The organism is Bradyrhizobium sp. 31Argb (genome assembly GCF_043638955.1).
Taxonomy (GTDB): domain Bacteria; phylum Pseudomonadota; class Alphaproteobacteria; order Rhizobiales; family Xanthobacteraceae; genus Bradyrhizobium.
Genome location: NZ_JBEGDB010000335.1, coordinates 1 through 8,056 on the forward strand (window position 1 = coordinate 1; position 8,056 = coordinate 8,056).

The window sequence follows — 8,056 nt, forward strand, 5'->3', positions numbered from 1 at the left end:
GATTCTCCTGCCACCCGAAAACTTGCCGATCCTCGAATGGCTCGGTATCAAAACGTCAAAATCACTGTGATGAACCAGTAGGTGATGGTGGCATATCCATAGTGGATCGTGTTCACGATGACCTTGCGTTCGATGGCGTGGGCCACCGCTTCCCGAACCCGCTTGTCCCTGAAGTACTGGTTGTCGAGGTTGAATTCGAGACGTGTCACGTTGTACGAATAGCTTGCGCCTTTGGTCTCGAATTTCAAGTTCGGGAGGCTTTTCAGGCGGTCGAGATCGGATAGCGCCACGGGGGTGCGATAGCCGAAGTCCACGCTGCCGGATTCGAACGCAATCGAGCGGGCGGCCGCATCGGGAATGAACTTGACCACCAGTCGGTCGATCTTCGGATCGGGTTTACCCCAGTAGTCTGGGTTGCGCTCGTAGACGATATAGTTGCCGCGCTGCCATTCCTTGAACTTGAACGGGCCCGTGCCGATCGGCGTGTTGCCGTTGGGGTTGGACGCGGCGTCCGTGCCCTCATAGAGATGCTTCGGGACGATGGGTGTCTCGGTCGAGGCAAACGCTTTGATCAGATAGGGCGCAGGTTGCGACAGCTTGATCACCAGGGTCTGTGGATCAGGGACTTCCACTGATGTCACATTGGCAAAGGTGGAGCGCCCGCGTGGATGCACCTTCTTCAGGAGGTTGATCGAGAAGGCGGCATCTTCGGCGGTGAAAGGCTTGCCGTCGTGCCAGCACACGCCTTCCCGCAGCTTGAAGCTGTATTCTTTGCCGTCCGGGCTGATGTTCCACGAGGTGGCGAGGAGTGGCTCCGGGCTGAGATCTTCGTTGTATTCAAGCAGGCCTTCGGTGACCTTGCCGCTCACGGCGAGGGCGGTTGTGGCGACGTTCGTGAGGGAGACGAGGGTCGGCGGTTCGGTGGCGAGCACCATGGTGGCCGTCTCGGCGTGGGCGGGCATAAGCCATGCGCCAGCGCAGAGCACGGTCGATGCCAGCACGCTTTTGATCCATCGGGTGGTCCTCCTGCTCTCCGGCAAGCTGCCTCGTGCGGGTCCGCAGCCGTTTTGGCGTTGCCCGATACGTTCAATCGTCATCGTTCCCCTCAGTTATCTCGACAGCTTTGTCTCGATTTTAGCGGACTGCGTCTTGCGCGCGGTCCAGCTGGTTGGCCCCGTTCGCGCCCCGACGCGCGCCGGGAGGTTGCTACAGAATTGCTTATGGATGGCCGTGATGATGCGCCGATCCTCATCTGCCTCTGTCCGCCCAACGCTCGACATTGAAACGCTCGGAAAACCTGCGTGCCTTCTAATTGAGCCTGTCCACGAAGCGGGCACAATTTAAAAGTTCGATGCCAACCGGTAAGGAAATCTAATCGATTGCATGAGGTCCGCTTGAACGTACTGCTGTAGCTTTGATTTTTCGTGTGTTTCTCTGGCGCAAGAAAATGCGGCCAGAATACATTAGGAATTCTGATGTTGGGGCATGGCAGAATTAAATTGTTGGACGGTTCCCTGTGGCGTAGTCCTGCAGACAGATACCGCTCTCGCTGTCATTTGCCGTCGAGGAGACCCCATGGGTGTGAATGAGACCCGTCGCGACACGGTTCGTTCGACGATCGAACGCATTAGAATTGCTACTGCAAAGGCTCCCTTGGAGCGCGCTGTGCTCAACGAGGTCCTCATCGAACTCCGCGGGCTTGCAGCTCGCGCCGAACTCTGGTCGCCAGACGCATATCCGCTGCCCGACGTCGAGACACGCCAGGCGCGCTACCTGATCCAGGAAGATCCCGATCGCAGTTTCGCCCTCTATCTGAACGTGATGTTGCCCGGACGGCGCATTCCGCCACACAACCACACGACCTGGGCCTGCGTCGCAGGGATCGAAGGAGAGGAGCACAATTTCGTGTACCGTCGCCTCGACGATGGGACGAAGCCCGGACACGCGGAGCTCGAATTGTCCGATCTCGTTGTCGTGGGACCGGGCACGGGGATAGCGTTGATGCCTGACGACATCCATTCGGTGGAGATCCGTGGCGACAAGCCCATTCGTCATCTGCACATGTATGGTCGAGCGCTTGAGACGCTGACTGAACGCTCCACCTTTGATCTTGAGGCCAAGACGGCGAAGCCCATGGCGATCGGCGTTCAGACCCGACGCTGACACTGGAATCTCGAACAGATGAACGAAGCATCGACTGCCGCCGCTGCGGCGCCGGCGCGTATTGGCGCGCGCGAACTCAAGCGCTGGCTCCATGATGGCGCCGAGATCGCCCTGCTCGATGTGCGCGAGCATGGCCAGTATGGTGAAGCACATATCTTTCTTTGTGTGTCCCTACCCTACAGTCGGCTTGAAAGCGACATCCAGCGCCTGGTGCCGCGGATCGGCACTCGCATCGTCATCTATGACGACGGAGCGGAGGGCGTCGCGCCCGGGTTGGCCGAGCGAGCTGCCGTCCGCCTGACCGCCCTCGGCTACGAGCACGTGTTCATTCTCGAGGGCGGCGCGCCTGCATGGCGCGAGGCCGGGTTTCAGTTGTTCGCCGGCGTGAACGTGCGCAGCAAGACCTTCGGCGAACAGGCCGAGCTGTCATTTCATACACCGCGCATCAGCGCGCGCGAGCTGTCCGATCGGCTCGTGCGTGGCGATGACTTGGTGGTGCTCGACGGTCGCCCGGTCGACGAATACCGCAAGATGAGCATCCCGACGGCGGTGTGCTGCCCCAATGGCGAGCTGGCGCTGCGAGCCGATCTGCTTGCGCCAAATCCCTCGACCACCATTGTCGTCAACTGTGCCGGACGCACGCGCAGCATCATCGGCGCGCAGACCCTGATCGATCTGGGTCTCCCAAATCCGGTGTTCGCACTCGAGAACGGCACCCAGGGCTGGTTCCTGGAAGATCTGCCGCTGGATCATGGTGCCGACCGGTTCTATCCGGCGCCGCCTGCCGACGAACGGCTGCCGGAGCTGCGCCGACGCGCTCTCGACTTTGCCGCGCGATGGCAGGTGCCGTTTGTGCATGCCGACACGGTGGACACCTGGCTGACGGATTCAGGGCGCACGACCTATCTTTGCGACGTGCGCACGCCGGAAGAGTTCGCCGCCGGCAGCCTGCCACGGGCCCAAAGCACTCCGGGCGGCCAGCTCATCCAGGCGACCGATCAATTCATCGGGACATGTGGTGCCCGCTTGGTGGTGTTCGACAGTGAAGGCGTGCGTGCGCCGGTGATCGCGGCCCGCTTGCGACAGATGGGCTGGGATGCGCAGGTACTCGTCGAAGGCGCGGCAGCGCACCTGTCTCCTCTTCACGAAAGGCCGCTGCCGTTGCCGCTGCCGCTGCTCCGCACGGTTTCAGCCGACGCGCTCGCCGGCATGGACGGGATTCTGTTGCTCGATCTGCGTTCGAGCTCGGCCTATCGGAAGGGGCACCTGAAGGGGGCTGTATGGACGATCCGCCCACTGCTTGCGAGCCTGGCGCTGCCATCCGGCATGCGCGTGGTGCTCATAGCCGATACGGCCGAGACGGCGCGGCTTGCGGCCCTGGATCTTGCCGAGCGCGGCGTGCACGATCCGCTCCTGCATGTCGCTGATTCGAAAGCGTGGGCAGCCGCCGGTCTTGCGGTGGAAGCAACGCCGGTTCTCCCGGCCGACTCGAACTGCATCGATTTCCTGTTCTTCGTGCATGATCGGCATCAGGGCAACAAGGAGGCAGCGCGCCGGTATCTGGCTTGGGAGACAAACCTCCTGTCTCAGATCGATTCAGAGGAACGCGAGGCTTTTCGCATATGAAATCCTGGCTCGGTGTTTACGGGCTCCCTGAGCACGAAAGAAAGACAGCGGGCTCGCCGGTTCAAACGTTTGGCTTGCCGCCAGTTGCCTCGTACGCGGCACGGAGGCGGTGATGCGGCCTCTTCGTCCAGCAACGCGGCTTCTGCGCGCCGGACGTTCTGACCGCGGCTGGGTCAACACGCCGGTTACCCGGGGCGGCACCTTTGTTTTTGATTATGTTGAAAATTGGCGTGACACGCGAGCGCGGCGTGAGCATGAGCGTCTGTGTCCTACGGAGCGCAGGGGACAGACAGCACGCACGCGCTCGAGGATGCGTCGGCGGAGCTCGAGGGGGGTATCGTGCCGCCCTTTATCCTACCGGACAGGCTGCGATCGCAACAATGATGCTCGCAACGGCTGAAGGCCGACGATCATGTACTGATCACCGACGCAGGCCATCGTTGCGGCGATCGAAACGGTGCTTGATGAGCCTAAGCTGCATACGCGCGACCTTAGGGGACCGGCGAGCACGGCCGCGTGTGGCAAGGCCTTTGCCGACGCGCTTGGTTGACGGGCGCACATCGCGGAGCCGCGAGCAATCAATCACCACACTTGCCGAGAGCGCGGCCATCCGCGCCGTTCTTGATGCGCACGCGGCTGATAGTCGCACCGAGGCCGAACGCAATGCTGATCGGACATCACGGCCCGCGGCGCGGGCATTCGAGGAGCTGTTAGACGATCCTCAGACGCCTCGCTCGGAAAAATAGATTAATGACCCGGCCTGCACTTGCCAGTGTCCACGAAAGCGGCCGCCGCGCTCAGCCGGGGCAATTCTACGAGGTCGACAACTTGAAACTACCATCGGAATGTCTCACTGGCCTCATCGCGGGCCCACAGTACGACCGCGGAGCTGGAAGGGCGCTCCCTTTCGAATTTTCCACGACCTAGCTCGCTTTCAAACGACCTGCGGTTTGCGGCCGTTCAACACCGCTCTTCAAGCGTGTAAAGCGACTCTCGCCCAGACTCGCGAACTGCTTTATGCGAAAGATTGGATGACGTATCGTAGGTTTGGCTGGTGTGGGGAAAGGCGGTAGCGCTCCCCCGCTACCATCGGTCTCGTCACCCTAGAACAGTTCGGGGACACCTCGATCCCGCAAAGCTCTGCAAGCTTCCCCCTGACTTCGACTTCGAAGGATACGGTGTTCGGCGGTGCTGTCACCATGACGGCCGAAAAGAGTGTGCGGATTGCATCGATCACGCGGGGACGATGGTCTGCCAATGCCTTGCAATGCCTTGTCCCTTTCCAAAGCCTCCGCCAAATCGACCACGGCACGCTTGTATAGGCCTCAGCGCGGTGGGATGCAGGGCAATCACATCCGGCTCTTTGGCCATCTGTCGAAGCCCCTCGGCGATTTGATAGCGCTCGTCCTTCAGTTCGTTCATTCGGGGTGCGATGATATCGAGGGGCACAGTCCTGTGTGTACCGAAAACCGGCTAGACCCGAACGTAGTGATGATGAAGCCCGCCAAGGATGGCGTGGAATTGAATGCCTCCTATCCGCTGAACCGGACGAGAGACCGGCGCATCCTTATCCAACGACCGATGCGTTCTAATGTCATTGTAGTAGCGGGCATAGGATCGCAGCATCCGGCGGAGATGGGCCTCGCTGAAAACGACGATATGATCCAAACACTCACGCCGGATCGATCCGATCAGCCGTTCGGCACGGCCATTCTGCCACGGCGAGGCTGGGGCGGTCGGCTTGTCCCGGATGCCCATGGCGCGCAATCGGCGCGTGACAACGCTGCCATGGATCCGGTCGCGATCGCGGATGAGGTAGTGCGGAGCCTCGTCCCAAGGAAATGCCTCGGTTATTTGACGGGCCACCCATTCCGCCGTCGGATTTGCGGTGACGTTGATCCAGACGAGGTCTCTGCGGTCCAGCCGGACGACGACGAAGGCCCAGAGCAGGTCGAACCCGATCGTTGGAACAACGAACAAATCCATGGCGGCAATGTCCGGCGCGTGGTTGCGCAAGAAGGTTTGCCATCCCTGGCTGGGTGCCCGCGTCGCTTCACCATGTACTTGGCGACGCTCGACTGCGCGATCTCAAACCCGAGCTTGAGCAGTTCGCCATGAATGCGTGGCGCGCCCCAAAGCGGATTGTCGACGCTGATCCGCCGGATCAACACGCGCAGCCCGGTGTCGATCGGCGGTCGGCCTCCTGGAGATCGCGACTTCCAACGCCAGTAGCAGCGAAAGCCGGCCCGATGCCACCGCACGAGCGTCTCGGGCCGGATGATGGTGAGGACCGACAGGATTGACGGAAACCAGCGATACAGCCGGACCAGGAACCAGCGATCCTGGTTCGTGAGCCGGACGCGACCAAGCAGCCTCCGCCGCAAGACCATCAATTGATGTCGAAGCGCCGCGTTCTCAGCTTCAAGCCGCGGCCTCGACTTGAACGGCGAGGTCGGGACGGCCAGCACGAAACAGAGAAGCCCGATCATTCCATTAGCTTAGGCGATTCCTTCACATCATCAACTCGGACAAGGTTTTCGGTACACACAGGTTTCCCCGGAGGTCATCGTTTTCAAAACGGCGGTGGGCCGGGCTTGCCGAGGGGCACCCGCGGTCCGCTCAGCATTCTCATGGTCGTCATCAGAATGACAGCCAGAATCGGTGCCAGTAATAGTCCGCCGGAAAACAACGCAGTGTTCAATGCCGTCGTTAAGAGCGTGAACAGGCCCAGGAATGTCGCGCTCAAGACAGCGATCGCAACCACCGATTTGCCTCGTGCCAGGAATGTCAGATCAATGCCACGGCAGATCGCGCCAGCAATGATGCTGTACACAAAAACGCCGACGTAGGAGAAATCCGTCCAGGCATCCGCGATAGACAGAGTAGGGCTGGTGATGTCGTGGGTGTTATGCCAGATATAGCTCACTAAACCGTAGCTCGGAACATAGGGAACGCCCGTCAGAATTGCGATAGGGCGAATGTTGGCGCCCCACATGAACGGGTGCAGCGCCGGGAAAACGGCGAAATTCTCGACGAGCGTCTCGTTCTCCATTTCGAAGACGCGCGAATAGACCGTTTCGATGAACGAGGCTCCCTCCGGAAGAATGACAATCAGCCGCGTAGCGGTATAGATCAGGAGCAAGACCACGAAAGCACCCGCGACCGTTGCCCGCCATGAGATCCTGTTGGTGAAGGTGAGCATGCCAGCCAGTGCGATTTGGATCAGAAAGAATGCTGGCGGCGCCTTGCTCAACAGCTCGATCTTTCCGATTATGGCAACCAGAAAGAGCAGCACCGCCGCCAAAACTAACGGCCAGCGTCTGCGCAAAGTCCCAGCGAGAAATCCCCAGATCACCAGCATGGGCGCAACGGCACTGAGCAGCACGCGGTAAACATAGCTAGGGCTGTCGGCGAAATGGGCGCGATAGGCGTCCCGCGCGTCATTGTCGCCCTTGATCGAATAAAAGTGCTGGATCGTGCCGAGGTGGTTTTCGCGGACCGAGACAAAGAGCATGAACAGAAACAGGACAGATATGGTAATCAGCAAAATGAGATGACCATGCTGCTCGTCGCGAACGGGCTCGCCGCTCCACTTTGCGACCGCGGCGTCGGTTAAGGTTGCGCGCGCGGAAAAAAGGCGACCTACGAGCTCGATGCCGACGATAACGCCGACATACATCAAGGCGAGCGAGAAGTTCAAGGATATGATAACGGGATCGATATCCCCGATCTTTTCCTTGATCAGCGGGAACATCGATGAGAAGACCCTGATGTTCCCCAAGAGTGGCCGGATCAGAAAGCCAAATTGTCCTGAGGATAGGGTAAAGCTCAAAGCTGCCGGCCCATAAATGAGTAGCAGCGAGCCGACCAGCATCGTCGTCGTCGTGACGAACAGCCGCAGTCGCAGGATGAGGTAGAGCGCTGCAGCGATCATGGCAGCGGCAGCGATGACATAGCTAGTGAACAGCATTATTACTCTAACGGAACTGGTAAGGTCACAACAGCATACAGATCGGCGAACTCCAATTCATCCCTTCTGGAGCTGCTTGTTTCGTTATGATTAGTTTAGGCTCACGTTGAACACCCCTCCGACGCAACGAAGGAATCACGACTCTCGATTCGAGGGAAATCCAAAATGGAATTGCAAAATACCCGAGCATCGAGCCGCAAAAGGTTGCAATCTCAAACGTCGCCTTAGGCCGTGTGGACAGTTACCTTATCCAGAGCAGAGTGGCGGCAATGGCGACGACGGCGAAGTAGTTTCGCG

The 8,056-nt window shown here is 59.8% G+C and carries 6 protein-coding genes; 2 read left to right on the forward strand and 4 right to left on the reverse strand.

What is annotated here, in order from left to right; all coding sequences use genetic code 11:
* Positions 1-47: 47 nt before the first annotated feature.
* Positions 48-1,097 carry an ABC transporter substrate-binding protein gene (locus AAFX91_RS36470; RefSeq protein WP_394569740.1) on the reverse strand — a complete coding sequence of 350 codons (1,050 nt, stop codon included), beginning with the start codon at positions 1,095-1,097 and terminating at the stop codon, positions 48-50.
* A gap of 478 nt (positions 1,098-1,575) precedes the next feature.
* On the opposite strand from AAFX91_RS36470, the gene AAFX91_RS36475 reads away from it, so the two are divergent.
* Both AAFX91_RS36475 and AAFX91_RS36480 read left to right on the forward strand, forming a co-directional pair.
* The gene (locus AAFX91_RS36475; RefSeq protein WP_282527347.1) at positions 1,576-2,163 is read left to right on the forward strand and encodes a cysteine dioxygenase family protein; all 588 of its coding nucleotides are present in this window, start codon (positions 1,576-1,578) and stop codon (positions 2,161-2,163) included.
* 18 nt (positions 2,164-2,181) lie between these two features.
* Positions 2,182-3,789, forward strand: a complete 1,608-nt coding sequence (locus AAFX91_RS36480; protein WP_130578138.1) for a rhodanese-like domain-containing protein — start codon at positions 2,182-2,184, stop codon at positions 3,787-3,789.
* Positions 3,790-5,022: 1,233 nt separating this feature from the next.
* Here the strand turns inward: AAFX91_RS36480 and AAFX91_RS36485 are convergent.
* The 3 genes from AAFX91_RS36485 to AAFX91_RS36495 all read right to left on the reverse strand — a co-directional run bounded on the left by AAFX91_RS36485 (position 5,023) and on the right by AAFX91_RS36495 (position 7,759).
* On the reverse strand, positions 5,023-5,211 hold the full coding sequence (locus tag AAFX91_RS36485; RefSeq protein WP_394569741.1) for a hypothetical protein: 189 nt from the start codon (positions 5,209-5,211) through the stop codon (positions 5,023-5,025).
* Between the two features lie 51 nt (positions 5,212-5,262).
* On the reverse strand, positions 5,263-5,775 hold the full coding sequence (locus tag AAFX91_RS36490; RefSeq protein ID WP_394569742.1) for an integrase core domain-containing protein: 513 nt from the start codon (positions 5,773-5,775) through the stop codon (positions 5,263-5,265).
* A 586-nt stretch (positions 5,776-6,361) separates the two neighbouring features.
* Complete coding sequence (locus tag AAFX91_RS36495; protein ID WP_394569743.1) at positions 6,362-7,759, reverse strand: hypothetical protein; 1,398 nt, start codon at positions 7,757-7,759, stop codon at positions 6,362-6,364.
* Positions 7,760-8,056: the final 297 nt, after the last annotated feature.

Coding starts and splice junctions, on each gene's coding strand:
- AAFX91_RS36470 (WP_394569740.1), bottom strand. CDS start 1,097: ATGACGATTGAACGTATCGGGCAACGCCAAAACGGCTGCGGACCCGCA.
- AAFX91_RS36475 (WP_282527347.1), top strand. CDS start 1,576: ATGGGTGTGAATGAGACCCGTCGCGACACGGTTCGTTCGACGATCGAA.
- AAFX91_RS36480 (WP_130578138.1), top strand. CDS start 2,182: ATGAACGAAGCATCGACTGCCGCCGCTGCGGCGCCGGCGCGTATTGGC.
- AAFX91_RS36485 (WP_394569741.1), bottom strand. CDS start 5,211: ATGAACGAACTGAAGGACGAGCGCTATCAAATCGCCGAGGGGCTTCGA.
- AAFX91_RS36490 (WP_394569742.1), bottom strand. CDS start 5,775: ATGGATTTGTTCGTTGTTCCAACGATCGGGTTCGACCTGCTCTGGGCC.
- AAFX91_RS36495 (WP_394569743.1), bottom strand. CDS start 7,759: ATGCTGTTCACTAGCTATGTCATCGCTGCCGCTGCCATGATCGCTGCA.